18 protein-coding genes are annotated in these 26005 nt (G+C 68.6%); 14 read left to right on the top strand and 4 right to left on the bottom strand.

What is annotated here, in order from left to right; all coding sequences use genetic code 11:
• Window positions 1-55: 55 nt before the first annotated feature.
• The 11 genes from GGR47_RS00830 to GGR47_RS00780 all read left to right on the top strand — a co-directional run bounded on the left by GGR47_RS00830 (window position 56) and on the right by GGR47_RS00780 (window position 14630).
• On the top strand, window positions 56-1588 hold the full coding sequence (locus GGR47_RS00830; RefSeq protein WP_147037311.1) for a DHA2 family efflux MFS transporter permease subunit: 1533 nt from the start codon (window positions 56-58) through the stop codon (window positions 1586-1588).
• Between the two features lie 100 nt (window positions 1589-1688).
• Window positions 1689-2399, top strand: a complete 711-nt coding sequence (locus GGR47_RS00825) for a response regulator (protein WP_017977411.1) — start codon at window positions 1689-1691, stop codon at window positions 2397-2399.
• Between the two features lie 171 nt (window positions 2400-2570).
• Entirely contained in the window at window positions 2571-3881 is a 1311-nt protein-coding gene (locus GGR47_RS00820; protein ID WP_147037310.1) for an ATP-binding protein, read from the top strand.
• A 309-nt stretch (window positions 3882-4190) separates the two neighbouring features.
• The gene (locus GGR47_RS00815; RefSeq protein WP_017977409.1) at window positions 4191-4889 is read left to right on the top strand and encodes a carbonic anhydrase; all 699 of its coding nucleotides are present in this window, start codon (window positions 4191-4193) and stop codon (window positions 4887-4889) included.
• Between the two features lie 6 nt (window positions 4890-4895).
• Entirely contained in the window at window positions 4896-6410 is a 1515-nt protein-coding gene (locus GGR47_RS00810) for a SulP family inorganic anion transporter (RefSeq protein WP_147037273.1), read from the top strand.
• Between the two features lie 159 nt (window positions 6411-6569).
• Window positions 6570-7415: a TorF family putative porin gene (locus GGR47_RS00805; protein ID WP_147037274.1), complete on the top strand. Its 846-nt coding sequence runs from the start codon at window positions 6570-6572 to the stop codon at window positions 7413-7415.
• A 210-nt stretch (window positions 7416-7625) separates the two neighbouring features.
• Window positions 7626-8738, top strand: coding sequence for a glycoside hydrolase family 130 protein (locus GGR47_RS00800; RefSeq protein WP_147037276.1), 1113 nt, complete (start codon window positions 7626-7628; stop codon window positions 8736-8738).
• A 200-nt stretch (window positions 8739-8938) separates the two neighbouring features.
• A complete protein-coding gene (locus GGR47_RS00795; protein WP_147037275.1) occupies window positions 8939-10498 on the top strand; it encodes an alpha-amylase family glycosyl hydrolase in 1560 nt (519 codons plus the stop codon).
• Between the two features lie 272 nt (window positions 10499-10770).
• On the top strand, window positions 10771-11778 hold the full coding sequence (locus GGR47_RS00790; protein WP_147037391.1) for a glycosyltransferase family 4 protein: 1008 nt from the start codon (window positions 10771-10773) through the stop codon (window positions 11776-11778).
• A gap of 45 nt (window positions 11779-11823) precedes the next feature.
• Window positions 11824-13479 carry an efflux MFS transporter permease gene (locus GGR47_RS00785; protein ID WP_063687325.1) on the top strand — a complete coding sequence of 552 codons (1656 nt, stop codon included), beginning with the start codon at window positions 11824-11826 and terminating at the stop codon, window positions 13477-13479.
• Entirely contained in the window at window positions 13479-14630 is a 1152-nt protein-coding gene (locus tag GGR47_RS00780) for an HlyD family secretion protein (protein WP_017977402.1), read from the top strand. The genes GGR47_RS00785 and GGR47_RS00780 overlap by 1 nt, the downstream gene beginning before the upstream one ends.
• A gap of 74 nt (window positions 14631-14704) precedes the next feature.
• Here GGR47_RS00780 and GGR47_RS00775 read toward each other — a convergent pair whose 3' ends face one another.
• On the bottom strand, window positions 14705-15013 hold the full coding sequence (locus GGR47_RS00775) for a GIY-YIG nuclease family protein (protein ID WP_147037392.1): 309 nt from the start codon (window positions 15011-15013) through the stop codon (window positions 14705-14707).
• Between the two features lie 189 nt (window positions 15014-15202).
• On the opposite strand from GGR47_RS00775, the gene GGR47_RS00770 reads away from it, so the two are divergent.
• Window positions 15203-16630 (top strand): efflux transporter outer membrane subunit, encoded by a 1428-nt coding sequence (locus GGR47_RS00770; RefSeq protein ID WP_147035824.1) that lies wholly within the window; start codon window positions 15203-15205, stop codon window positions 16628-16630.
• A gap of 84 nt (window positions 16631-16714) precedes the next feature.
• On the top strand, window positions 16715-18808 hold the full coding sequence (locus GGR47_RS00765) for an ATP-binding protein (protein ID WP_147035803.1): 2094 nt from the start codon (window positions 16715-16717) through the stop codon (window positions 18806-18808).
• Between the two features lie 109 nt (window positions 18809-18917).
• Here the strand turns inward: GGR47_RS00765 and GGR47_RS00760 are convergent, their stop codons facing one another.
• The 3 genes from GGR47_RS00760 to GGR47_RS00750 form a co-directional block, all read right to left on the bottom strand.
• On the bottom strand, window positions 18918-19790 hold the full coding sequence (locus GGR47_RS00760; RefSeq protein ID WP_147035804.1) for an HpcH/HpaI aldolase/citrate lyase family protein: 873 nt from the start codon (window positions 19788-19790) through the stop codon (window positions 18918-18920).
• A 162-nt stretch (window positions 19791-19952) separates the two neighbouring features.
• Window positions 19953-22547 (bottom strand): bifunctional lysylphosphatidylglycerol flippase/synthetase MprF, encoded by a 2595-nt coding sequence (gene mprF / locus GGR47_RS00755; protein WP_147035805.1) that lies wholly within the window; start codon window positions 22545-22547, stop codon window positions 19953-19955.
• Window positions 22544-23290, bottom strand: coding sequence for an AcvB/VirJ family lysyl-phosphatidylglycerol hydrolase (locus GGR47_RS00750; RefSeq protein ID WP_147035806.1), 747 nt, complete (start codon window positions 23288-23290; stop codon window positions 22544-22546). Before GGR47_RS00750 ends, mprF begins: the two co-directional genes overlap by 4 nt.
• Window positions 23291-23934: 644 nt before the next feature.
• On the opposite strand from GGR47_RS00750, the gene actP reads away from it, so the two are divergent.
• Window positions 23935-25899 (top strand): cation/acetate symporter ActP, encoded by a 1965-nt coding sequence (actP, locus tag GGR47_RS00745; RefSeq protein WP_147035807.1) that lies wholly within the window; start codon window positions 23935-23937, stop codon window positions 25897-25899.
• Window positions 25900-26005: the final 106 nt, after the last annotated feature.

Below are 26005 nucleotides of genomic sequence, written 5' to 3'. Positions count from 1 at the left end.
AAAGGGAGGGAAGCGCGCAGCGCCGGAAGGGTGAGGGCCCGACAGGACGCGTCTAATGGCATCGCAACCCGCCCCCCTCACCGGCGGCAAGCTCGCGCTGATCGCCTTCGCGCTGGCGCTCGGCACGTTCATGATGGTGCTCGACAGTACGATCGCGAACGTGTCGTTGCCGACGATCGCCGGCAACCTCGGCGTGTCGAGCGACAATTCGACCTGGGTGATCACCGCCTTCGCCGTGGCGAACGGCGTCGCGGTGCCGCTGACCGGCTGGCTGATGGGTCGGTTCGGCGTGGTGCGGACCTTCTGCACGGCGGTGGCGGCGTTCACCCTGTCGTCGTTCCTGTGCGGCATTGCCTGGGATCTGCCCTCGCTGATCGTGTTCCGTATCCTGCAGGGCGCGTGTTCTGGGCCGATGATGCCGGGCAGCCAGGCGCTGCTCATTTCGATCTTCCCGTCCGACAAGCGGTCCACGGCGCTCGGCGTCTGGTCGATGACGACGTTGGTCGGTCCGGTCATGGGCCCGATCCTGGGCGGCTATATCAGCGACAATTATCATTGGAGCTGGATCTTCCTGATCAACATCCCCTTCGGCATCTTCGTGACGCTGACGTGCTGGAACGGCCTGAAAAGCCGCGAGACGCCGACGCGGAAACTGCCGATCGACACGGTCGGTTTGATGCTGCTGGTCGTCTGGGTGGGGTCGCTGCAGATCATGCTCGATCTCGGCAAGAACGCGGACTGGTTCAACGATCCGGCGATCTGCGTGCTCGCGATCATCGCGGCGGTGGGCTTCATCGCGTGGATCATCTGGGAACTGACCGATGCCAATCCGGCGGTCGATCTGACGCTGTTCCTGAACCGCAACTTCGCGATCGGCACGCTCGCCTTCTGCCTTGGCTATGCGGTGTTCTTCGCCAACACCCTGATCCTGCCGCTATGGCTGCAGACGCAGCTCGGCTACACGGCGACCTGGGCGGGCCTGATCGCCGCACCCAGCGGGGTGGTCGCGGTGATCATCTCACCGCTGGCCGCGCGCCTGTCCGGCAAGATCGACGCGCGGTTGCTCGCGACGGTGGCGTTCCTCGCCTTCGCCACATCCTATTGGATGCGCTCCAACCTCGTGACCGGGGCCGCCGTCTTCGATTTCATGGCGCCGCTGCTGGTGCAGGGGGTGGCGATGAGCGTCTTCTTCCTCGCGATGGTGACGATCCTGCTCGACGGCATTCCGCCGCAGCGGATCCCGTCGGCGACCGGCATCTCCAACTTCGCACGCATCGTGGCGGGGTCGTTCGCCGCGTCGATCATCACCACCGCGTGGGACCGGCGCGAGGCGCTGCATCAGAGCCGGCTTGCCGAGGCGATCGGGCAGGGCATGCCGTATCAGATGGCTAGCGAGCAGTTGCAGAAACTGGGCGCGACATCGACGCAGGCCGCCGCGGCGATCACGCGCCAGATGGTGGGACAGGCGTATCTGCTCGCGTCGACCGACCTGTTCCGCGTATCGGCATGGCTGTGCGCGGCGATGGTCGTGATCGTCTGGTTCACGCGTCGGCCACGGGGCGGCGGCGGGCACGTCGCGGCGGACTGACTTCGCGCAATGTTGCGGGCCCGTTGCGGGGTCGTATCCAAAGCTTGAACATAGGTCCGGCGCGGTTGACCGCCCCGGCACCGGTGCCTAACTTTCGATCATGACCGCCCCCACCATCCTCCTGGTCGAGGACGATCCCGCCCTTCGCACCCTGACCACCCGCGCGTTGCAGGAAAACGGCTATCTCGTGCGGCCCGCCTCCGCCGCGCCCGAAATGTGGCTGGCGCTGGAGGCGGGACCCGTCGACCTGATCCTGCTCGACATCATGCTGCCCGGCACCAGCGGCATCGACCTGTGCCGCACGCTGCGCCAGAAGAGCGAAGTCCCGATCATCTTTATCAGCGCCAAGGGCAGCGAGACCGACCGCGTCGTCGGGCTGGAGCTGGGCGCGGACGATTATATCGCCAAGCCGTTCGGCACGCGCGAGCTGATCGCCCGCATCCGTGCGGTGCTGCGCCGCGGCTCGCTGGAGCGCAATCCCGGCGAGCGCGAAGAGGGTGTGCTGACCTTCGACGGCTGGCAGGTCACGCTGCCGCGCCGCGAGCTGACCTCGCCCACCGGTGCGGTCGTCGACCTGACCGGCGCGGAATTCGACCTGCTCGTCAGCCTTGCCGAACATGCCGGCCGCGTCATCGCCCGCGAACGCCTGATCGAGCTGTCGCGCACGCGGCTCGGCGACAGCTCCGACCGCAGCATCGACGTGCTGATCAGCCGCCTGCGCCGCAAGCTGTCGAGTGCGGGCAAGGACGCCCCGATCATCACCGTGCGCGGCGTGGGCTATATGCTGAACACCGAGGTGACGCGGCGTTGAGGGACGCGTGACGCCTGCCAATTACCTCCGTCACCCCGGACTCGTTCCGGGGTCCACTGATCCGCAGGGGAGTGACCAGAGCCTCATGCCGTACCCCTCGCCGCAGAGTGGACCCCGGAACGAGTCCGGGGTGACGAAGCGTGAGTGGGGCGGTTTGCCGCACATCACCCGATGAAACGCTTCGTCCAGCCCTCGATCGGCCTGATCGGCCAGATCGTCGCGATCCTGCTGCTCACCATGGTGATCGAGTTCGGGATCAGCACGCTCCTGTACGAACGCGCGAGCCAGTTTTCGGTGCGCGACGACGAGGCGCGGCGCCTTGCCGAACATCTCGTCATCGCGCGCCGCCTCGTCGCCGAACAGCCGCCGGCGCGTCGCGGCGACATGGCGAACGACCTCACCACCGAACGCTATGCCCTGCACTGGCAACGCGACCTGCCGCCGCCGCCGCCGATCGCCCCCGCGCTCGACAGCATGCGGCACCAGGTGGTCGATTGGGAGCCGACGCTCGCTACCGCCGATCTGCGCCTGAAGCTGACGTCGCCGGGGCGCAGCTCTGTCGTCACCGGCGGCCTGAAGCTGCCCGATGGCAGCTGGCTGTATTTCCGCACACTGGAGCCGCTCCAGAACCTCAACCTCGCCGCCGAACGCATCCTGCTCGCGCTGATCCCGGCGCTGGCGCTGATGGTGATCGGCGGGCTGCTGATCCGCCGCATGCTCCGCCCGATGCGCCAGCTCGCCTTCGCCGCCGATACGTTCGGCGATGCCGAGCACGACCCCATCCCCGAAACCGGCCCGCGCGAGGTGCGCCACGTCGTCGCCGCGTTCAACCGCATGGCCGCGCGCATCCAGCGCCTGATCGCCGACCGGACGCAGGCGCTGGCCGCGGTCGGCCACGACCTGCGCACGCCGCTCGCCCGCCTGAAGCTGCGCGCCGAGGGCGTCGATGATGCGCCGGTGCGCGAGGCGATCGAGCGCGACATCGGCGAGATGGAGGCGATGGTGACGTCGCTGCTCGCCTTCCTGGGCGGCGACAGCGACCCCGAAACGCCGGTGCTGGTCGACGTCGCGGTGCTGTGTGCGACGCTGATCGACGACGTCGAGGATCGCGACCTGCCCGGCATCTACGACGGTCCAGCGCATTGCGAGGTGACGGTGCGCCCGACGGCGCTGAAGCGCGCGCTCGGCAACCTCGTCGGAAACGCGCTCCATTATGCCGGCAACGTCGCGATCCGCCTGTCGAGCGCGCCGGGGCGCGTCTGCATCGCGGTGGAGGACGACGGCGCGGGCATTCCGGAGGATCAACTGCGCCGCGTGCTCGAACCCTTCGTCCGGCTCGATTCGGCGCGGCCGCGCGATACCGTCGGCTTCGGCCTGGGCCTGCCGATCGTCGCCCGCATCGTCGAGACGGAGGGCGGCACGCTGACGCTGTCGAACCGCACCGAGGGGGGCCTGCGGGCGGCGATCGAACTGCCGGCGTAACGCCATTCCTCCCCCGCCAGGGGGAGGGGACCGTTCGGCGTCAGCCGAATGGTGGAGGGGGAGGACGGCGGCACGGATCATAACGAGGAGCGTCGCTTACCTCCCCCTCCGTCACCGCTGCGCGGCGCCACCTCCCCCTCGCGGGGGAGGAATTGTGAGCAACCCGACCGAACGCCGCTTCCCCTCGCCGTTTCCGCCCGTTTTTGTCCGGCAACATTTTAACACGAAGCTGCGGCATCGCAGCAAAACGTACCCGGTAGATACCCTGTTGAATGCGGCTCATGCCGCCCGTGACAGGAGTATCCACTCGTGAACGAACTGATCGGTCGCGTCGTAAGCTTCGAGAAAAAGGTCTTTCAGGACCAGCAGGCGCTGTATTCGACGCTCGCGCATCATGGCCAGTTTCCCAAGGCCCTGATGATCTCCTGCGCCGATTCGCGCATCGTGCCGGAACATATCATGCAGGCGCAGCCGGGCGACCTGTTCGTCTGCCGCAACGCCGGCAACATCGTGCCCCCCTTCTCGGCGCATACCGGCGGCGTGTCGGCGACGGTGGAATATGCCGTGTCGGTCCTCGGCGTGCGCGACGTCATCGTGTGCGGCCATTCGGACTGCGGCGCGATGAAGGGCCTGTCGGGTGATCCCGCCGCGCTCGCCGCGGTGCCGACGGTCGCCAACTGGCTGAAGCACGGCGCCGCCGCGCGCCAGGTCGTCGACCAGAGCTATCCCGAACTGACCGATGGCGAACGCGTCCGCGCACTCAGCCTCGAAAACATCGTCTCGCAGTTGCAGCACCTGCGCACGCATCCGTCGGTCGCCGCCGCGGTCGCGCAGGGCAATATCACGCTGCACGGCTGGTTCGTCGATATTCACGAGGGCGTCGTCCTCGGCCTCGACGGCGAATCGGGTCGTTTCGTGCCGATCCGCGAAGGCGAGCCCTTCCCCGTCGCGCAGGCCGCCGCACCGCGGCAGGCGTCCGACGTCCCCTTCCTCCAAGCCGCGGAGTAAGTCCCCATGCTGGGCGCCCTGAACCTTCCCAAGATGTCGATCGTCGGCCGTGACCTCACCGCCTCGATCGTCGTCTTCCTCGTCGCGATGCCGCTGTGCATGGGCATCGCCGTGGCGTCCGGCGTTCCTCCGGAAAAAGGCCTGATCACCGGCATCATCGGCGGCATCGTCGTCGGTGCGCTGGCAGGTTCGCCGCTGCAGGTCAGCGGCCCCGCCGCGGGCCTCGCCGTCGTCGTGTTCGAACTGGTGCGCGACCACGGCATGTCCGCGCTCGGGCCGATCCTGATCCTTGCCGGCATCATCCAGTTCGTCGCCGGTGTCGCGAAGCTCGGCGGCTGGTTCCGCGCGATCAGTCCCGCGGTCGTCCACGGCATGCTCGCCGGGATCGGCGTGCTGATCGTCGTCGGCCAGTTCCACGTGCTGTTCGACGCGAAGCCGCTGCCCAGCGGCCTGCAGAACCTGTCGGCGATGCCCGGCCGCCTGCTCGGCCTGTCGCCCGACAATATCGCCGCGGCAGAGCTCGCCTTCGGCATCGGCGTGCTGACCATCACCGCGATGATCGGCTGGGAGAAGTTCCGCCCCGCCTCGTTGAAGCTGGTCCCCGGCGCGCTGGTCGGCGTGCTGACCGGCACCTTCGTCGCCCTGGCGTTCGGCCTCGACGTCGCGCGCGTCAACGTGCCCGAATCGATCGCGGGTGCGGTCGCCCTGCCCGATGCCGGCATCCTCGCCCGCTTTGCGGACCCGTCGATCATCGCCGCCGCGCTCGCCATCGCCTTCATCGCCAGCGCCGAAACCCTGCTGTCGGCCGCTGCGGTCGACCGCATGCACGACGGCGTGCGTACCAACTACAACAAGGAACTGCGCGCGCAGGGCGTCGGCAACCTGCTGTGCGGCATTGCCGGCGCGCTGCCGATGACCGGCGTCATCGTCCGCTCGTCCGCCAACGTGCAGGCCGGTGCCACCACCCGGCTGTCGACCATGTTCCACGGCATGTGGATCCTCGGCTTCGTTGCGCTGCTGCCGTTCGTGCTGCGCGAGATCCCGATGGCGGCGCTGGGCGCGATCCTGGTCGTCACCGGCTGGCGGCTCGTGTCGCTCCACCATGCCCGCCACCTGTTCTCGCATTATGGCGTGCTGCCGGCGTTCATCTGGGCGGCGACGCTCGTCACCGTGGTGGCGGCGGACCTGCTGACCGGCGTGCTGGTCGGCATCGGCCTGTCGATGCTGGAGCTGGTGCCGCACGCGCGCGGCCTGAAGCTGAAGGTATCGGAGGGCGCGGAGGGCGCCCAGCATGCGATCAACCTGTCGGGCGCCGCGACCTTCGTATCGCTGCCCAAGCTGTCCGACACGCTGGAGCGTGCGCCGGCCGGCACGCCCGTCCGCCTCGACGTCAGCGGCCTTCGCACCGTCGACCACACCTGTTCGGAACTGATCAACGACTGGTTCCAGCGTCGCCGGGCCGCGGGCGACAGCGTCGAACTGCTCGGCGGGCGTGGCAAGACTGCCGCACTCGCGCACTGATCGACCGGGGGATCGCGGCAATCCCGCGATTCCCCATTGTCGAACGGAAAATGCTGCGATAGCGAAGTGACGTCCGGGAAAGATCGGCGCCCCTCTCTGGAGTGAGCGCGCCGGCGGCCTGGACGCAGGAGGGACCCCAACGACACGGAAAGGGGTTCCATGAAGTATCTCAGCCTGGCCGCAGCATCGCTCGCGGCGTTCGTCGCCCTCCCTGCCGCCGCGCAGGAGACCGCACCCCCCAAGGACGTCACCGTCACCGGCTCGGTCGCGCTCGTCTCCGACTATCGCCTGCGCGGCGTGTCGCAGACCGACAAGGAAATGGCGGTCCAGGGCGGCCTTACCATCACGCATAAAAGCGGCCTGTACGTCGGCACCTGGGCGTCCAACCTGTCCGGCTGGGGCACGTTCGGCGGCTCGAACATGGAGCTGGACCTGATCGGCGGCTACAAGATGCCGATCAGCGGCGGCGCGCTCGATGTCGGCCTGACGTGGTACATGTATCCGGGCGGCGCGTCGAAGACCGACTTCGCCGAACCCTATGTGAAGCTGTCGGGCACCGCCGGCCCCGTCTCGATGCTGGCGGGCGTCGCCTATGCGCCCAAGCAGCAGGCGCTGGGTAAGTGGTACAACAACGCCGCGGCCTATGCGACCGGCGTTCCGAACAACCCCGGCAAGGGCAACGACAATCTGTACCTGTGGGGCGATTTCAGCGCCGCCATCCCGCAGACGCCGCTGACCGCCAAGGCGCATATCGGCCATTCGGACGGCAATTCGGGCCTCGGCCCCAACGGCACGTCGGCGGCGCCGACGGGGCATTACTGGGACTGGCTGCTTGGCGCGGATTACGCGATCAAGGGCACGCCGCTGACGCTCAGCGCTTATTATGTCGACACCGACATCAGCAAGGCGAAGGCCGCCTATCTGCAGCCGAACTTCGCCTCGACCAAGGACGGCAGCACGATCGCGGGCAGCCAGGTGGTGTTCTCGATCAGCGCGGCGTTCTGATCGATGGGTGGGGCGCGGCGCATGCGCCCCACACTCTTCGTCACCCCGGACTTGTTCTGGGGTCCACTCCGCGGCGAGGGGGCCGGTTCGAGCCTCCGGCCACCCCCTCGCGGCCCGGTGGACCCCGGAACAAGTCCGGGGTGACGGACATGGAATTGGCGGCCTCGGTTTCCCATGGAACCACCCGCCCGCCCCGGCGCTAACGCCACCATGCACGACGCGCTGATCTTCACCCCCGACGACGTCGACCTCTCCCGCTCCCCACTGCGCCGCGGGATTACCCAGCCGACCTATGTCCTCGGCGCCTTCAACCCCGGCTTCACCCGGCTGCCCAACGGCAATCTGCTGCTGATGGTCCGCATCGCCGAAGCGCTGGCCGAACCCGTGCGTGACGGCCATGTCCATGCGATCCGCTGGACGCCGGCCGGCTATGTGCTCGACGCCTGGCCGTTAACCGACGTCGACATGACCGATCCCCGCCAGTTCGAGCTGAAGGGCCGCCGCCACCGCATCCTCGCGCTGACGTCGCTGTTCTGGCTGCTTCCGGTGGAACTGGACCCCAGCGGCGAACGCATCGTCGCCGTCCATTACGACGCCGCGATCGAGCCCGCCGCAACCTATCAGGACTATGGCGTCGAGGATGCGCGGATCACGCGCGTCGGCGACACATGGTACATGACGACCTGTTCGGTCGGTGCCGAGCGGCATTGCACCACGCTGCACACCTCGCGCGATGGCCTGCATTACCGGCTCGAGGGGATCGTGCTCGACCACCAGAACAAGGACATGATCCTGTTCGAAGGTTTGGTCGCCGACAGATTCATGGCGCTCACCCGGCCGCTGGGCGAGGTCTATTTCGCCTATCCGCCCGACAGCCCCTGGGTCAGCGGCCCTTCAATCAACTTCGCGGCATCGCCCGACGCGCTGCACTGGAAGCCGCTCGACGCCCCGGGCCTGCGCGCGCGCAAAGGCTCCACCTCGGCGATGAAGATCGGCGGTGGCACGCAGCCGATCCTGACGCCCGACGGCTGGATGATGATCTACCACGGCGTCGAGGCGCGCGAGAGCGTCGGCATCTACCGCAGCTTCTGGGCGCTGCTCGACCGCGACGATCCCTCGCGCATCCTGCGCGTAGAGGACGAAGTGCCGCTGCTGGAGGCCAACCCCGCCCTCACCGCCCATATCGCGCACCAAATGTATCTGCCGACGCCCGTCGTCTTCTCGACCGGCCTCGTGACGGACGGCGACGATTACCTCATCGCCAGCGGCGAAGCCGACCTCGCCTGCCGCATCACGCGCCTGCCGAAGAGCCGTTTCGTGTGATTTGGTTCACGCGAAGACGCGAAGGCGCCAAGAGGTCAATGTAGGCCCCACGCCAGCGCCCTATCTCACGCCATGGCAGGAGCGATGCGCTGCCGCGCGCAGAAACTCTTCGCGTCTTCGCGTCTTCGCGTGAACCAAAAAGCGTAAAAGGAACCCCCTCGCCCCTCCCCCGTTCGAGTGCGCAAGCAGGGGGACGCGCGATGACGTGGTGGAAGACGGGCAGCATCTACCAGATCTATCCGCGTTCGTTTCAGGACAGCGACGGCGACGGCGTTGGTGACCTGAAAGGCATCGAAGCGCGGCTCGACCACCTCGTCGCACTCGGCGTCGATGCGATCTGGATATCGCCGATCTTCGTCTCGCCGATGCACGACTTCGGCTATGATGTCGCCGATTATTGCGACATCGATCCGCGCTTCGGCACGCTCGCCGATTTCGACGCGCTGCTGGCGGCCGCGCATGCCCGCGACCTCAAACTGCTGCTCGATTTCGTCCCCAACCACAGCTCGACCGACCATCCCTGGTTCCGCGAGAGCCGGTCGTCGCGCGACAATCCGAAGCGCGACTGGTACATCTGGCGCGATCCCGCCCCGGATGGCGGCCCGCCCAACAACTGGATCAGCGACTTCGGCGGCTCCGCGTGGGAATATGACGCCGCCACCGGCCAATATTATTACCACGCCTTCCTGAAGGAACAGGCGGACCTCAACTGGCGCAACCCCGACGTGCGGCATGCGATGATGGACGTGCTGCGCTTCTGGTTCGATCGCGGCGTCGACGGCTTTCGCATCGACGTGCTGTGGCACATGGTGAAGCACGCCGACTTCCCCGACAATCCGGCCAACCCGGACTATCGCCCGGAAATGGGTGAGATGCACGCCGTGCTCCAGTCGAACTCCACCGACCAGCCCGAAGTCCATGACATCGCCGCCGAGATGCGCCGCATCGCCGACGGCTATCCGGGCGATCGCGTGCTGATCGGCGAAATCTACCTGCCGATCGAAAAGCTGATGCACTATTACGGCATCGACACGCCCGAAGTGCATCTGCCCTTCAACTTCCAGTTGATCGAGGCGCCGTGGGACGCGCGCAGCCTCGCCACCATGATCGCCGACTATGAAGCGGCGCTGCCACCCGGCGGCTGGCCGAACTGGGTGCTCGGCAACCATGACCGGCCCCGGATCGCGACACGCGTCGGCGGGCCCCAGGCGCGCGTCGCCGCGATGCTGCTGCTGACACTGCGCGGCACCCCGACGATCTATTACGGCGACGAACTCGGCCTGACCGACGTCGCCATTCCGCCCGATCGGGTGCAGGATCCGCGCGAATTGCGCGAACCGGGTTGGGGGCTGGGCCGTGACCCGGTGCGCACGCCGATGCCGTGGAACGCCAGCGATCACGCAGGCTTTTCGCGTGTGGAACCGTGGCTGCCGCTCGGCCCCGACTGGCCGACGCGCAACGTCGCGGCGCAAGCCGCGGATGCTGGGTCGATGCTCGCGCTGTATCGCGACCTGCTGTCGCTCCGCCGCAAGCATGAAGCGTTGGCGGAAGGCGACTTCCGGTTGCTCGAGACGACCGGTTCGGTCCTCGCCTACGAACGGTGGCGGGGGGACGAGCGCATCGTCGTGGCACTGAACCTGGGTAGGGAGGACCAGCCGTTCGCGCTGCCTGCGGGCGAGGTGGTGCTACGCACGCTGCCGGGGGGCGTGCGAACCGATACGCTCCGTGGCAATGAAGGCGTTGTGATACTCGTCCGCTAACCTCACCCACTCCGTCACCCCGGACTCGTTCCGGGGTCCACTCTGCGGCGAGGGGGATGGTCGGAGCCTCTTGCCGTCCCCTTGCGGCTCGGTGGACCCCGGAACGAGTCCGGGGTGACGAGCGACATGAGGCAGCCTCGGGCCAAATCCGGTGACGAGCGACTCAGGGGCACCGCCCGGAACAACTCCGCCACGCCGGAGTATCACCACCGGGCCTTATCGTTACGCCCCCGTACCCCCATGCAATCCTCCGTCTCAGGCGACCGCCACCCATGAAAATCGCGATGCTCGCCCCGATCTCCTGGCGCACGCCGCCCCGCCATTATGGCCCGTGGGAATTGGTCACGAGTCTGCTCACCGAGGCGCTGGTCGCACGCGGTATCGACGTCACGCTGTTCGCGACGCAGGACAGCCTGACCGCCGGCACCCTGGCCGGCGTCGTCCCCGCGCCCTATTCCGAAGACCCGTCGATCGACGCGAAGGTGTGGGAATACCGCCACCTCGCCCATGTCTTCGAACGCGCGGGTGAATTCGACCTGATCCACAACCAGGCCGATTTTCCCGCCCATGCCTTCGCCAACCTCGTGACCACGCCGATGGTCACGACGATCCATGGCTTTTCGTCCAACCGCATCCTGCCGATGTACAAGCCGTATGAGGATCGGGTGCATTATGTCGCGATCAGCGACGCGGACCGCTCGCCGCAGCTCCGTTATGCCGAGACGATCCACCACGGCATCGTCCTCGACGACTTTCCCTTCGATCCGACCGGCAGCGACGATCTGCTGTTCTTCGGCCGCATGCATCCGGACAAGGGCGCGGCCGAAGCAATCGCGGTGGCGCTGGCCACCGGCCGCGCGCTCGCCATGTACGGCATCGTGCAGGACCAGGGCTATTATGAGCGCTCTGTCACACCGCACCTCGGGGGCACCATCACCCACCCCGGCGCGGTCGGCGGCGCGGAACGCACCCGCGCGCTCGGCCATGCCGCAGCGCTGCTCCACCTCATCAACTTCGACGAACCCTTCGGCCTGTCGGTGATCGAGGCGATGGCGTGCGGCACGCCCGTCATCGCGATCAACCGCGGGTCGATGCCCGAGCTGATCGAGGACGGCGTCACCGGATTCCTGGTGGACAGCGTCGATGAAGCGATCGCAGCCGTCGCGTGCCTGCCCGAGATCGACCGCGCCGCCTGCCGCCGCGCGGTGGCGGAACGCTTCTCGGTCGAACGCATGGCGGACCGCTATATCCAGCTCTACCGCCGCATCCTCGGCGGATGAGCGAAGTGGCTGACCTGCCGCCGTTTCCCGGTTTATAGGCAGGCTATGTTCGCCCGTCTCCGCCGCTTCCTGTCAGAGGAACATTGGGACTTCCTGCCCCATGAGATTCCGGCGATTCCCGGTTCGCCGGGGTCGGTCGAGCATCAGCTGCGCCACCGCATCGCCTATGGCGTCATCGCGGTGCTGCTCGGCCTGACGGGCGGGTTCGGCAATGCGCTGATCTCGGCGAATACCTATACGCTGCAGGGCGCGCTGGGCCTCGATCCTGCGGAAATCGCGTGGCTGCCGACGGTCTATGTGATGACCAACGTCAGCATCAACCTGCTGCTGATCAAGTTCCGCGCGCAATTCGGCCTCAGGCCGTTCGCAATGATCTTCCTCAGCCTCTATGTCGTCTTCACGCTCGGCCATCTGTTCGTGCGCGAATTCGACACCGCGATCCTGGTCCGCGCGGCGAGCGGCATGGCGGGCGCCGCCGTCTCCAGCCTGTGCCTCTATTACATGATGCAGGCACTGCCGCTGCGCTGGCGACTGAAGGCGGTCGTCGTCGGCATCGGCATTCCGCAATGCGCGACACCGCTCGCGCGGCTGTTCTCGCCCGATCTGCTCGCCATGTCGCAATGGCGCACTTTGTATCTGTTCGAACTCGGCCTCGCGCTGCTGAGCCTCGCCGCGGTCGCCTTCCTCCGCCTGCCGCCCACGACACGATCCAAGGCGTTCGAGCCGCTCGATTTCCTCACCTTCGTCCTGTTCGCGGGCGCGATGGCGCTGTTCGCGGCGGTATTGGGCGAAGGCCGCATCGTCTGGTGGACCAATGCCGCGTGGATCGGCTGGGCGCTGATCGCCGCCATTCCGATGCTGGGCGCGGCGCTGGTCATCGAACATCACCGCGTCAATCCGCTGCTCAACACGCGGTGGCTGGGCAGCGCCGACATCGTTCGCTTCACGATCGTCACGATCATGGCGCGCATCGTGCTGAGCGAACAGACCTATGCCGCGGTCGGCCTGCTGACGTTGCTCGGCCAGAACAACGATCAGCTGATCCCCTTCTTCACGATCATCTTCCTCGCCTCGGCGGCCGGCGTGGTGCTGAGCGCGGTGACGCTCGACGTGACGCGCCTGACGCATCCGATCATGCTCGCGATCGGGCTGGTCGCCATCGCGGCGTTCGTCGACAGCCATGCGACCAGCCTCACCCGCGCGCCGCAGCTCTATGTCACGCAAGCGATGATCGCGTTCGGCGCGACCTATTTCCTGGGGCCGGCGCTCTTGTTCGGCATGACGCGCGCGCTGCAGGCCGGATCGGGCCATATCATCAGCTTCGTCGCGCTATTCGGCATGATCAATTCGATCGGCGGCCTCGCCGGCACCGCGCTGCTCGGCAGCTATCAGGTGATCCGCGAAAAGGCGAACAGCGCCGCGCTGGTCCAGGGCATCGACCCCACCGACCCGATCGTCGCGCAGCGCCTTCAGGCCGGCGGCGCGGCGGTGTCGCGCGTGGTCGGCGATCCGGCGCTGCGCAGCGCGGAAGGCGGCGCGATCCTGTCGCAGACGACCACGCGCGAAGCCAACGTGCTCGCCTATGACGATGTCTTCCGCCTGATCGCGGTGCTCGCCGCGCTCACCTTCTGTTACCTTGCTTTCCTGTTGATCCGCCGCGCGTACCGAGCCCGCCGCGCCGCACTTGTCGAGGCCGCCTGATGACCGACATCCGCAACCCTGTGGATTCCACCCCCGCGACCGAAGAGGCGCAGGCCGAGGCGGTTACGCCGCCCAGCGCGCCCTCCGGCTCCGGCTGGCGCCCGCAGCCGCCCAGCCGCACCGCGATGATCGTCATCGCGATCCTGGCGATCGGCGGCGTGCTCGCGGTGCTCGCGGCGTGGCGCCTGCCGCCCTTCGCCACCAGCAACCAGTCGACCGACAATGCCTATGTGCGCGGCCGGACGACGGTGATCGCGCCGCAGGTGTCGGGCTATGTCACCAAGGTCTATGTCCGCGACTTCGCCGACGTGACGGCGGGGCAACCGCTCGTCCAGATCGACGACCGCATCTACCGCCAGCGGGTCGATCAGGCGACCGCGCAGGTCGATGCGCAGAACGCCACGCTCGCCAACGCGCAGCAGACCGAACGCAGCCGCACCGCCAGCCTCGCCGCGCAGACCGCCGCCGTCGCCAATGCCGAGGCGCAGCTGATGCGCGCGCAGGCGGACATGAACCGCGTCAACGATCTCGTGACGGACGGCTCCGTCTCGCAGCGCGAACGCGACCAGACGCTCGCCGCGCTCCGTCAGGCGCAGGCCGCGGTGCAACAGGCGCGCGCCGCACGCGAAATCGCGCAGCAGGACATCCGCACGGTGCAGGTCGGCCGCGGCGGCCAGCGTGCCGGCGTGTCGGGCGCGGAAGCCGCCCGCCGCCTCGCCCAGATCGACCTCGCCAACACCGTCATCCGCGCGCCCGAGGCGGGCCGCCTGTCCGAAGTCGGCGTCCGCGTCGGCCAGTATGTGACCGCCGGCTCGCAGCTGATGTTCCTGGTGCCGCCCGAAACCTGGGTCATCGCCAATTTCAAGGAAGCGCAGACCGCCCGCATGGCGGTGGGCCAGCCCGCGACCTTCACCGTCGACGGCCTCGGCGGGGCGAAGCTCACCGGCCGCGTCGAGCGGATTTCACCCGCCGCCGGCTCCGAATTCGCGGTGCTGAAGGCCGACAATGCGACGGGCAATTTCACCAAGGTGCCGCAGCGCATCGCCGTCCGCATCCGCATCGACCCCGGCCAGCAACTGATCCAGCGCCTGCGCCCCGGCATGTCGGTACAGGCCAGCGTCGACACCACCACCGGCCCAACGGTGAAGTGATGCGCTGGCCTCTCATTCTTCGTCACCCCGGACTTGGTCCGGGGTCCACTCGTCCGCAAGGGGATGGCCTGCAGTCAGCCGAGCGGCGGCAACCCCAGATTGACGGCCAGGTCCAACCAGCCAGGATTGGCCTTCTCGATCAGGTTCTTCTTCCAGTCACGCCGCCACGCCTTGATCCGCTTCTCGCTGGCGATGGCGTCGGCCATCGTGTCGGTGGTTTCGAACCAGACGAGATGCAGGACACCGTAGCGCGCGGTAAAGCCTTCGAATGTCCCGTCACGGTGCTGGATCAACCGGCCGATAAGGTTGGACGTGACGCCGACGTACAGCGTGCCGTTATACCCGCTCGCGAGGATGTAAACGCACGGTTGCCGCTCCCGCATGGGGGTGAGCTTGGCGCAGCCCAACACACGCGGCAAGAAAATATATCCGAAATGGCCACTCCCGCCGCCTCACCCACCCCGTCACCCCGGACTCGTTCCGGGGTCCACCGGGCCGCAGGGGGTCGGCAAGAGGCTCGAACCATCCCCCTCGCCGCAGAGTGGACCCCGGAACAAGTCCGGGGTGACGGGGTGGGTGGGGCAAAGGAGCCGCGCCTCTCGAACTTCCGCCTCCTCCGCACCCTCACCACCCTCGCCGCCACCACCGCGCTCGCCGCGTGCATCGGTCCGCGCCCGCCCGCCCCAGTCGCGGCCACCGTCGCCCCGCCCCCGGCATGGCGCACCACGCTGGGCCAGGGGCAACCCATTCAGGCCGACTGGTGGAACGCGTTCGGCGACCCCGTCCTCACCGATCTCGTCGCGCGCGCGCTCGCCAACAACGTCGACCTCGCGCTCGCCGCGTCGCGCATCGACGAAGCGCGGGCCGCCGCGCGCCTCGCCGCCGCGCAACGCACGCCGACGCTCGGCGGCAGCCTGCCGTCGACCACCGGCCAGACGGTCAGCCCGTTCGGCACGCCCAGCGACGCCCTCGGCGCGCAGCCGCTGATCACCGCCAGCTACGATCTCGACCTGTTCGGCCGCCTCCGTCAGGCAAGCCGCGCTGCCCAAGCGCAATTGCTCGCCAGCGAAGGCGCGCGCGACACCGTCCGCCTCGCCATCGCCAGCGGCGTCGCCAGCAATTACATCGCCCTGCGCGCGCTCGACCAGCGGCTGGCGGTCGCGCAGCAGACGCTCGCCGCGCGCACCGAAGCGCTGCGCATCGCGCGCCGCCGCGCCGAGACCGGCTATACCTCCAACCTCGAACTGCATCAGGCGGAGGCGGAATATCGCGCCACGCAGCAACTCGTCCCCGCCGCGCAGCTCGCGATCAGCCGACAGGAAAATGCGCTGTCGCTGCTGCTTGGCGAGAACCCCGGCGCGATCCCGCGCGGCGCCCCGCTCGACCGGCTGACGCCGCCGCCGATCCCCGACGGCCTGCCCGCCGACCTGTTGCGCCGCCGCCCAGACCTGTTCCAGGCCGAACAGACATTGGTCGCCGCCGACCGCAGCCTCGACAGCGCCCGCGCGGCGATGCTGCCCAATATCGCGCTCACCGGCAGCGCGGGCGTCGTCCTGTCGACCAAGCTCGCCGATCCGATCGGCGTCTTCTCGATCGGCGCCAGCATCCTGTCGCCGATCTTCGACGGCGGCCGCCTGCGCGCGCAGAGCGATGCCGCGACCGCGCGCCGCAACCAGGCCGCCTTCGCCTATCGCCGCACCGCGCTCGTCGCGTTCCAGGAGGTCGACAACGCCCTCGCCGGCGTCCAGCGCTCGGGCGAACAGGCGACCGCGCTCGGCTTGCAGGTGGATGCGCTCGCCGCCGCGCTGCGCAACGCGACCAACCGCTATCGCGCCGGCTATACGTCGTACATCGAACAGCTCGATGCGCAGCGCGGCCTGCTCACCGCCGAACTGGCACTGGTGCAGGCGCGCGCCGATCGCCTGACCGCCTATGCGCAGCTGTACCAGGCGATGGGGGGCGGCTGGTCGCGCGAGGCGATCGAGGCGACGCAGCGCTGACCGTCGGATCGCCTGCCGCCATCACGCGTTGGGGCAGCGTTCCTAACCAACAATCCTTCCGTTCCGATGAGTTACAGGCCGCTTATGCCCCACAACGACCCGCAGATCGCCGGAGCGACCAGCGTCGGCAGCTGGGACTGGGACGTGGTGGCCGATCGGATCACCGCCGACCCCGCTTTCGCCCGACTGTACGGCGTCGACCCCGACGACGCGGCCCGCGGCACGGCGATCGAACGCTTCTTCGGCGGCATCCACCCGGACGATCTGCCCCGCGTCCAGGCCGAGATCGCCGCGGCGCTGGCGAGCGGTGCGCCCTTCGAAAGCGATTATCGCCTCACCCAGCCCGACGGCCGCGCCCGCTGGGTCGCCGCACGCGGACAGGCGCAGCTCGACGATGTGGGCCGCGCGATCCGCTTTCCCGGCATCAGCTTCGACATCGACGCGCGCAAGAGCGCCGAACTCCGCCTGCAGGCGCTGGTCGAGCTCAACGACCGGCTGCGCACGGCGGGCGATCCCGACGATCTCGCCTTTGCCGCGGTCGAGATCCTCGGTCGCCTGTTCGACGTCAGCCGCTGCGGCTACGGCACGATCGACGCGGAGGCCGAAACGATCGTCGCGACGCGCCCCTGGTGCGCGCCCGACATCCAGCCCTTGCCCGGTCTGCTGCACTTTCGCGATTATGGCTCGTATATCGAGGATCTGAAGCGCGGCGAGACGGTCGCGATCGGCAACGTCTACGACGACCCGCGGACGCGCGACACGGCCGAGGGGCTGAAGGGCCTGGCCGCTGTGTCCTTCGTCAACATGCCGATCACCGAACGGGGCGATTTCGTCGCCCTGCTCTACCTCAACAACGCCGTGCCCCGGCCCTGGCTGCCCGACGAGATCGCCTTCATCCGCGACGTCGCCGAACGCACCCGCGACGCGACCGAACGCCGCCGCGTCGAACAGGAACTGGGCGCGCTCACCGCCAGCCTCGAACAGCAGGTCGAGGAGCGCACGCACGCACTGATGGTCGCCGAAGCGCATCTGCGGCAGGCGCAGAAGATGGAGGCGGTCGGCCAGCTCACCGGCGGTCTGGCGCACGATTTCAACAATATGCTCACCGGCATTTCGGGCGCGATCGAAATGATGCAGGTCCGCGTCGCGCAGGGGCGTATCGGCGACCTCGATCGCTACGCCACCGCAGCGTTGGGGGCGACGCGGCGTGCCGCGGCGCTGACCCACCGGCTGCTCGCCTTTTCGCGCCGTCAGACGCTCGATCCCAAGCCGACCGACGTCAACCGGCTGATCGCCGATCTCAGCGATCTCATCCAGCGCACCGTCGGCCCCGGCGTCACGCTGGAGGTGGTCGGCGCGGCGGGCATATGGCCCGCGATGGTCGATCCCAACCAGCTCGAAAACGCGATCCTGAACCTCTGCATCAACGCGCGCGACGCGATGCCGGAGGGTGGCCGCATCACGATCGAAACCGCCAACCGCTGGCTCGACCAGCGCACCGCGCGCGAACGCGACCTCGAACCCGGGCAATATCTGTCCGTGTGCGTCACCGACACCGGCACCGGCATGACGCCCGAGGTGCAGGCGCGCGCCTTCGACCCCTTCTACACCACCAAGCCGATGGGCGAGGGCACCGGCCTTGGCCTGTCGATGATCTACGGCTTCGCGCGCCAGTCGGGCGGACAGGTGCGCATCTATTCCGAGGTCGGGCAGGGCACGACGATGTGCATCTACCTGCCCCGCCATTACGGCGATGCGGGCGACGACGACGGCGCGGTCGCGCTCGATACCGCCGCCGCGCCCGTCGAGGGGCGGCACAGCGTCATGGTCGTCGACGACGAACCGACGATCCGCATGCTGGTGGTCGAGATCCTCGAAGAGATGGGCCATGTCGTGCTGGAGGCGGGCGACGGCCCCTCCGCGCTGCGCCTGCTCAGCACCGGCGCGCATGTCGACCTGCTCATCACCGACGTCGGCCTGCCCGGCCAGATGAACGGCCGCCAGGTCGCCGACGCCGCGATCGAGATACTGCCGCACCTCAAGGTGCTGTTCATCACCGGCTATGCGGAAAATGCCGTCATCGGCAACGGCCCGCTCGGCCCCAATATGGCGCTGATGACCAAGCCGTTCGCGATGGACATCATCGCGGATCGTATCCGAACGATTTTGGCGGGATAGGCCATACACCTCCAACCGTTCACCCTGAGCCTGTCGAAGGGCGGGTGTCCGCAAACGTCACGCTGGTGGATAGCAGCCCTTCGACAGGCTCAGGGCGAACGGCGGGGGATCACCCCGCTCCCGCGTCCACCAACGCCAACACCCGCTCCGCCTCGGCGAGGTGCAGCCGCTCCACCATCGCGCCGTCCAGCGGGATCGCGCCCTTCCCCGCCGCTTCGGGTGCGGCGAACGCCGCGACCACGCGCTCCGCCCAGGCCACCGCCTCCGCCGACGGCGCGAACGCCGCATTGGCCGCCTCGACCTGGACCGGATGGATCAGCGTCTTGCCGTCGAACCCCAGCATCGCGCCCTGTTCGCACTCCGCTGCAAAGCCTTCGGTGTCACGGAAGGCATTGTAGACGCCATCCAGCACCACCAGCCCCGCCGCGCGGCCTGCGATCACCAGCTGCACCAGCGCCGGCACCAGCGCCGTGCGCCCGCCATCGACCCGGCAGCGCATCTCCTTGGCCAGATCGTTGGTGCCCGCGATCAGCAGCGCGGTCCGCGTCGCCGCCGCCGCGCCGACGATCTCAGGCAAGCGCAGCACCGCCCCGCACGTCTCGATCATCGCCCAGATCGGCGGCCCGTCCGCTCCCAGCACCGCCCGCACCGCCGCAAGATCCTCGGCCGATCCGACCTTGGGCACCACCACCGCAGCCACGCCCGGCGCCGCCGCCAGCGCCGCCGCATCGTCCGCGCCCCATGGGGTATCGAGCGCGTTCATCCGTACCGCGCAGGCACGTCCGCCGAACCCTTCCGCCGCCACGGCCAGCGCCGCCGTGCGCGCGGCATTCTTCGCCTCGGGCGCCACCGCATCCTCCAGATCGAGGATCATCGCATCGCACACCAGATCGCGCGCCTTCGCCATCGCGCGCGGATTGGAAGCCGGCATGAACAATACGCTACGCCGCCGCAGCGCGCGGCCTGTGGGATCGTCGGTCATGCCGAGACCCTACCGCACGCACGCCGTCTGTAGAACCGTTGCGAAAACCGTTCGTGCGGAGCCTGTCGAAGCACAGGGTTCCACGAGGGGCAGCTCGCCATGAGGCACCCGCGCTTCGACAGGCTCAGGGCGAACGGGGGGTAATGGCAAGCACACCGCCCCTTAGGCGCTTACCAGTCGTGCGAGATCGATCAGCACCCGCGGCATCGCCGCGCCCGGCGGCGTCGCGATATAGCGCGACACCCAGTCTGGCCCGTATTTGGCCTTGAACGCGCGCAACCCCGCAAAGCCGTACAAGCGCTCGCCATTGGCGAACAGGGCATGGCCCAGCTGTGCCCACACCGGCGCCAGCCGCCCGCTCGGCATGCCGGACAGCGGCGCCATACCCAGGTTGAACCGCTCATAGCCCTGCCCGCGCGCCCATTCGATCAGGCGCACCATCATCATCTCCATCGTGCCGTACGGCGCATCGGGATGGTGGCGCATCAGGTCGCACGATGCCTCCTCGCCGTCACCCGACACCCAGATGTTGGCGAAGGCAACGATCCGCCCCTCCACCCGCACCAGCGCCACCGGAAAACGCGCGAGGTACGCCGGGTCGAACGCGCCCAGGCTGAACCGTTTCTCGCGCCCCGCCTTCGCCGCCAGCCAAGCGTCAGACACGGCGCGCATATCCTCGATCAACACCGGCACCGCACGCGCCGGTTCGACCGAGAAGACCGCCCCCGCCGCCTCGGTGCGCCGCACCGCATGACGCAGCGATTTCGCGCGCGGCCCTGCGATCGTAAAGCGATCCAGCGCCACATGCGCCTCCTCGCCATATTTGATCGCATGCAGCCCCAGCTCGACGAACAGGGGCAGCATCCGCTCGCTCGCCTGATAGAAGCACAGCCGCCCCGCGCGCGCATCGCACGCCCGCCGGATGCTCCAGACGAGCTCGCTCCACGCTGCGACCGGCCCGACGGGATCGCCCATCACCACCCAGCTGCGCCCGCGCACGCGATACATCAGGAACGCGTCGCCCGCCGCCGATACGATGAAGCTCTTGTCGCCGGTATAGGCCAGCGCCGCATCGGTGCGCGGACTGTCCGCGCCCGCCGCCGCGATCGCGTCTTCGGGGATGACGCTTTCGGGCAGGCTCTTCGTCCGGCTGCCGGTGAGCAACTGGTACACCGACGCCGCGGTCAGCAGCACCCCCGCCGCAAAGCTCGCGCGCAGGAACCGCGGCGCATTGCCGTTGAGCGCGAAATGCCACCACAGATCGTCGCTATACGGCGTGCGCTTGTACGCGAAGAACCCCGCCCAGACGCTCAGCGCCAGCGCCGCCGCGGCGGCGACCAGCCACGGCCAGTGCGGCCGGTCGGTCAGGATGCCGCCTTCGCGATAGAAGCTCGCCCTACAATATTGCAGCACGCCCGCGACGATCAGCTGCAGCGCCGCTTCCTCGTAATCGAGGCCCTTCATCAGCGAAAACAGCGCGCCGCCGATCAGCAGCAGCCGCGCCGCCGCAAAGCCCGACCGCAGCCGCGCATTGAGCGCCGGCGCGACCAGCAGCATCGCCGTACCGATCAGGCTGCCCGCCATGTGCGAGCCCTCGATGAACGGCAGCGGCAGCATTGCGTCGAGGTCGGACAATCGGTCCTTCACCCCCGGCAGCGCCCCCGACACCAGCAGGATGAAGCCCGCGACGAACACCAAGGCGGTGACGGCGGTCGGCGCCAGCAACTGTCCGGCGCGATCGACATATGACAAGCCGCGCCGGATCGGATGGCGCAGCCGCCACCCCTCCGCCGCCGCAATGCCGATCGCCGCGACCATCAGCGGCAACAGATAATAGATCAGCCGATACAGCAGCAGCGCGGCGAACAGCGCCGGCCGGTCGCCCGGCACCGTCGCCAGCACCATCGTCTCGAACACGCCGAGTCCCCCCGGCACGTGCAGTACCAGCGCCACCACCACCGCCACCGCATAGGCGACGACGAAGGCGGGATAGGCTTCGGGCATGGCACCGGGCACCAGCACGAACAGCGCCGCCGATGCCGCGCTGAGGTCCGCGAGCGACAGCAGCGCCAGCGCGCCCATCTGCCTGAGGCTCGGCAGCGCCACGCCCAGCCGCTCCGGCCCCAGCATCGCGACGCCGCGCGCGCGCAGCACCGGCAGGATCGCGAGCAGCGCCAGCAGGCCGCCGCCCAAGGCGCGCGCCCAGGCGGGATCGAGCGTCACCGGCCCCAGCGTCACGCCCTGCCCCACGACCAGCCCGAACCCCGCCGCGCCCGCGACGCCCGCCCAGAAGGCGATCGCGCAGATCGCCGCGACCTGCGCCACCTCGCCGAAAGTCAGGCCGGCGGCACTGTACAGCCGCAACCGCGCCGATCCGCCGGTCAGCAGCGACAGCCCCAGATTGTGGCTCAGCGTGTAACTGGTGAATGACCCCGCCGCCGCGATCCGCCACGGCAGCGGCTTGCCCACCGCGCGCAGTGCGACCCAGTCGAGGCCGGTCAGCATCAGGTAGCTCGTCACCGTCAGCGCCAGGCTCGCCGCGATCCGCGTATCGGGCACCGCCGCCAGCGACGCGCGCACGTCGCGCAGATGTACCTCGCGCAGCACCAGGTGCAGCGCCTCGAATCCGATCGCGGCGACCAGCAGCACCGCGGCGATCACCAGCTCGCGCCGATGCCGCGCGACGAAGGCGCCGCCCGCATCCAGCCACCGGTCGAGCCGGGACGCGCCGCGCGGCGCGTGCGCGGGTGTGCTCACCGAAACGCCCCGGGCACGTCCTGCCGGATCGCGGTCAGCACATGCGCGAACAGGCCCTTGCGATCATTGTCGAGGAAATGCCCGCCGGGCATCGCAATGATCGTCGCATGCGGCAGATGGACGTCGGGACAGGCGCTGTCCTGCTCGTCGCGGCCATAGATGCAGGTCACCGGCAGCCAGTCCAGCCGGTCGAGCGACGCCGCGCCGATATGGTCGGGCATGCCGCGATAGCCGAGGCCCGAGGGGTCGGCGCGGAAGAACACGCTCTCGCCCGGCACGACCAGCACCGCGCCCGCGATGCGGCTGCGCAGCGTCGGCGGCAGCGCCGCCAGCCCGGTCTCCAATATGTCCGCGCCATAGGATTGCCCGATCACCACGATCCGCGACGCCCCGCTGCGCGCGAGCGCGGTCCGTACCGCATCGGCCACGATCCGGTCCACCTCGCCGCGCGTGCGGTGAAAGCGGAACAGCGTCGGCGATTTCAGCGCTACGACGGTCACGCCGTTCGCGGCCAGCGTGCGCGTCGTGGTGGGATTGGGACCGAAGCGCAGCCCCATATCGCCCGACAGATACAGTGCGGCGACGGGCCGCGTCGTGCCTTCCGCGGGCAGCAGCACGACGGGATCGCGATCGAAGAACCCCGCCAGCGCCGCCACGCCCGCCATCACCGCCACCACGCCGAGCGCGATCCCGCCCACCCAGGCAAGATGATGCCGTATCGATCGCGACGCAAACCAACCCATCCTATCGACATGCCCGCACCGGCCTGTCCCCCCCATGGCAGCCAGATGAAGTTTTCGTCATTTTGGAGGGTGCGGGTGGGCGGCCGATGCCCGGGCCTCGTCGGTGGGCAAGCGGAAGGTGGCAGGCAGCAAGCGGCGTGCGGCGGGCAACGGGCAACGGGCAGCGGGCAGCGGGCAGCGGGCAGCGGGCAGCGGGCAGCGGGCAGCGGGCAGTAGTGTCAAAAGCACCCCTGGCCCCACAACCCCCGTCATTCCCGCGAAGGCGGGAATCCATAACCTCCGAACCGCAGCGATAGACCCGAAAGGCCAGCCAGTCTGGATTCCCGCCTCCGCGGGAATGACGATCGGGAGGGACAAGGCGGCGTCCGCCACAACCGATGCGCTCCATGGCTCCCCCCAAGCCCCTTCGTCATCCCGGCGGAGGCCGGGATCCATGGTCACGGACCATCGGTTGGCGCCAGATACGGCACCCCCACCGCATCCATGGATCCCGGCGTGCGCCGGGATGACGAAAGAAAGGCAGCACCCCGTCCGACCCACCACACACCAATCACCCCCACAACCACCCTTGCGCCGCGCCGTCACCGCGTCATGATAGCGCAACCGATCCGGCCGCGACGCGCCGGGCGGGAACGGGGGACAGGATGACCGACGACCAGGTGCAGCGCATCGCGAGCGATCCCCGCTACCGACGGCTCGTCCAGGCGCGCGGCCGCTTCGGCTGGATGCTCGCCACCATCATGTTCGTCGCCTATTTCGGCTTCGTCGCGCTGATCGCCTTCGACAAGCCCTTCCTCGCCCAGCCGATCAAGGCAGGCGGCGTCACCTCGCTCGGCATCCTGATCGGCTTCGCGCTGATCCTGCTCGCGATCCTGCTCACCGGCCTCTACGTCGCGCGCGCCAATCGCGATTACGACGCCGCGCTCGCCATGGGCGCGCTCCTCCTCGCCGCCGGCCCGGCCTATGCCGACGCCATCGCCGGCCAGACCCGGCAGCAGCCGACCAACTGGACCGCGATCCTGATGTTCGCGGCCTTCGCGCTGTTTACGCTCGGCATCACCCGCTGGGCGGCGCGGCGCACGCGCACCGCGGCCGATTTCTACACCGCGGGCGGCGGAATCACCGGCTTCCAGAACGGCCTCGCCATCGCCGGCGACTATATGTCCGCGGCGAGCTTCCTCGGGATTTCGGCGCAGATCTTCACCGATGGCTATGACGGCCTCATCTATTCGATCGGCTTCCTCGTCGGCTGGCCGATCATCCTGTTCCTGATGGCCGAACGCCTGCGCAACCTCGGCAAATACACCTTCGCCGACGTCGCCAGCTTCCGCTTCGCGCAAGCCCCGGTGCGCAGCTTCGCGCCGACCAGCACGCTCGTCGTCGTGCTTTTCTACCTGATCGCGCAGATGGTCGGCGCGGGCCAGCTCATCAAACTCCTCTTCGGCCTGCGCTACGAATATGCGGTCGGTATCGTCGGCGTGCTGATGACATTGTACGTCCTGTTCGGCGGCATGACCGCGACCACGTGGGTCCAGATCATCAAGGCGGTGCTGCTGCTGGGGTCGGCCACCTTCATGGCATTGATGGTCCTCGCGCAATTCGGCTTCAGCCCCGAAGCGCTCTTCGCCCGCGCGGTCGAAGTAAAAACGGGCCTCGCCGCCGCCACCGGCCTGTCGCCAGCAGAGGCCGCCACCAAGGGCGGATCGATCATGGGGCCCGGCAATTTCATCAAGGATCCCGTGTCGGCGATCTCGTTCGGCATGGCCCTGATGTTCGGCACCGCCGGCCTGCCGCACATCCTGATGCGCTTCTTCACCGTGCCCGATGCCAAGGCGGCGCGCACGTCGGTGCTGTGGGCGACGGGGTGGATCGGCTATTTCTACCTGCTCACCTTCATCATCGGCTTCGGCGCGATCGTGCTGGTCGCGACCAACCCGGGCTATCTCGACGGCGACGGCGTGCTGATCGGCGGCACCAACATGGCCGCGATCCATCTGGCGCAGGCGGTCGGCGGCAATCTGTTCTTAGGCTTCATCTCCGCCGTCGCCTTCGCGACCATCCTCGCGGTCGTCGCCGGCCTCACCCTGTCCGGCGCCTCGGCGGTCAGCCACGATCTCTACGCGACCGTCTTCCGCAAGGGACAGGCGGACAGCGCCGCCGAACTATCCGTCTCGCGGCGTACCGTGCTGGTCCTCGCCGCGGTCGCGATCCTGCTCGGCATCGTGTTCCAGAAGCAGAACGTCGCCTTCATGGTCAGCCTCGCCTTCGCGGTGGCGGCGTCGGGCAATTTCCCGGTGTTGATCCTGTCGCTGCTCTGGCCGGGCGCCACCACGCGCGGCGTCGTCGCGGGCGGCACGCTGGGCCTGATGCTCGCGGTTGGGCTCACCATCCTGTCGCCGGCGGTGTGGGTGACGATCCTCGGCCACCCCGCCGCGATCTTCCCCTATTCCTCGCCCGCGATCATCTCGATGCCCATCGCCTTCCTCACGATCTGGCTGGTCTCGATCCTCGACACGAGTCCCCGCGCCGCGATCGACCGCGCGGGCTATGCCGCCCAGCGCGTCCGCGCCGAAACCGGCATCGGTGCAAGCGGGGCGTCGGCGCACTGAGGGGTCACGCGAAGACGCGAAGACGCGAAGATGTCTCGTGCGCGGCAGCGCACTGTCTCATCCTTCGACACGAATGGAGAGCCGCTATCGCGGCAAACACATCATC

The sequence above is a fragment of the Sphingomonas aquatilis genome, assembly GCF_014196115.1.
GTDB lineage: Bacteria > Pseudomonadota > Alphaproteobacteria > Sphingomonadales > Sphingomonadaceae > Sphingomonas > Sphingomonas aquatilis.
The sequence above is the reverse complement of the archived record's forward strand: the minus strand, read 5'-3'. Positions and strand labels throughout refer to the sequence as shown.

What these genes read in the sequence shown, in the direction of transcription:
- GGR47_RS00830 (WP_147037311.1), top strand. Translation starts at nt 56, where the DNA reads ATGGCATCGCAACCCGCCCCCCTCACCGGCGGCAAGCTCGCGCTGATC.
- GGR47_RS00825 (WP_017977411.1), top strand. Translation starts at nt 1,689, where the DNA reads ATGACCGCCCCCACCATCCTCCTGGTCGAGGACGATCCCGCCCTTCGC.
- GGR47_RS00820 (WP_147037310.1), top strand. Translation starts at nt 2,571, where the DNA reads ATGAAACGCTTCGTCCAGCCCTCGATCGGCCTGATCGGCCAGATCGTC.
- GGR47_RS00810 (WP_147037273.1), top strand. Translation starts at nt 4,896, where the DNA reads ATGCTGGGCGCCCTGAACCTTCCCAAGATGTCGATCGTCGGCCGTGAC.
- GGR47_RS00805 (WP_147037274.1), top strand. Translation starts at nt 6,570, where the DNA reads ATGAAGTATCTCAGCCTGGCCGCAGCATCGCTCGCGGCGTTCGTCGCC.
- GGR47_RS00800 (WP_147037276.1), top strand. Translation starts at nt 7,626, where the DNA reads ATGCACGACGCGCTGATCTTCACCCCCGACGACGTCGACCTCTCCCGC.
- GGR47_RS00795 (WP_147037275.1), top strand. Translation starts at nt 8,939, where the DNA reads ATGACGTGGTGGAAGACGGGCAGCATCTACCAGATCTATCCGCGTTCG.
- GGR47_RS00790 (WP_147037391.1), top strand. Translation starts at nt 10,771, where the DNA reads ATGAAAATCGCGATGCTCGCCCCGATCTCCTGGCGCACGCCGCCCCGC.
- GGR47_RS00785 (WP_063687325.1), top strand. Translation starts at nt 11,824, where the DNA reads ATGTTCGCCCGTCTCCGCCGCTTCCTGTCAGAGGAACATTGGGACTTC.
- GGR47_RS00780 (WP_017977402.1), top strand. Translation starts at nt 13,479, where the DNA reads ATGACCGACATCCGCAACCCTGTGGATTCCACCCCCGCGACCGAAGAG.
- GGR47_RS00775 (WP_147037392.1), bottom strand. Translation starts at nt 15,013, where the DNA reads ATGCGGGAGCGGCAACCGTGCGTTTACATCCTCGCGAGCGGGTATAAC.
- GGR47_RS00765 (WP_147035803.1), top strand. Translation starts at nt 16,715, where the DNA reads ATGCCCCACAACGACCCGCAGATCGCCGGAGCGACCAGCGTCGGCAGC.
- GGR47_RS00760 (WP_147035804.1), bottom strand. Translation starts at nt 19,790, where the DNA reads ATGACCGACGATCCCACAGGCCGCGCGCTGCGGCGGCGTAGCGTATTG.
- GGR47_RS00750 (WP_147035806.1), bottom strand. Translation starts at nt 23,290, where the DNA reads ATGGGTTGGTTTGCGTCGCGATCGATACGGCATCATCTTGCCTGGGTG.
- actP (WP_147035807.1), top strand. Translation starts at nt 23,935, where the DNA reads ATGACCGACGACCAGGTGCAGCGCATCGCGAGCGATCCCCGCTACCGA.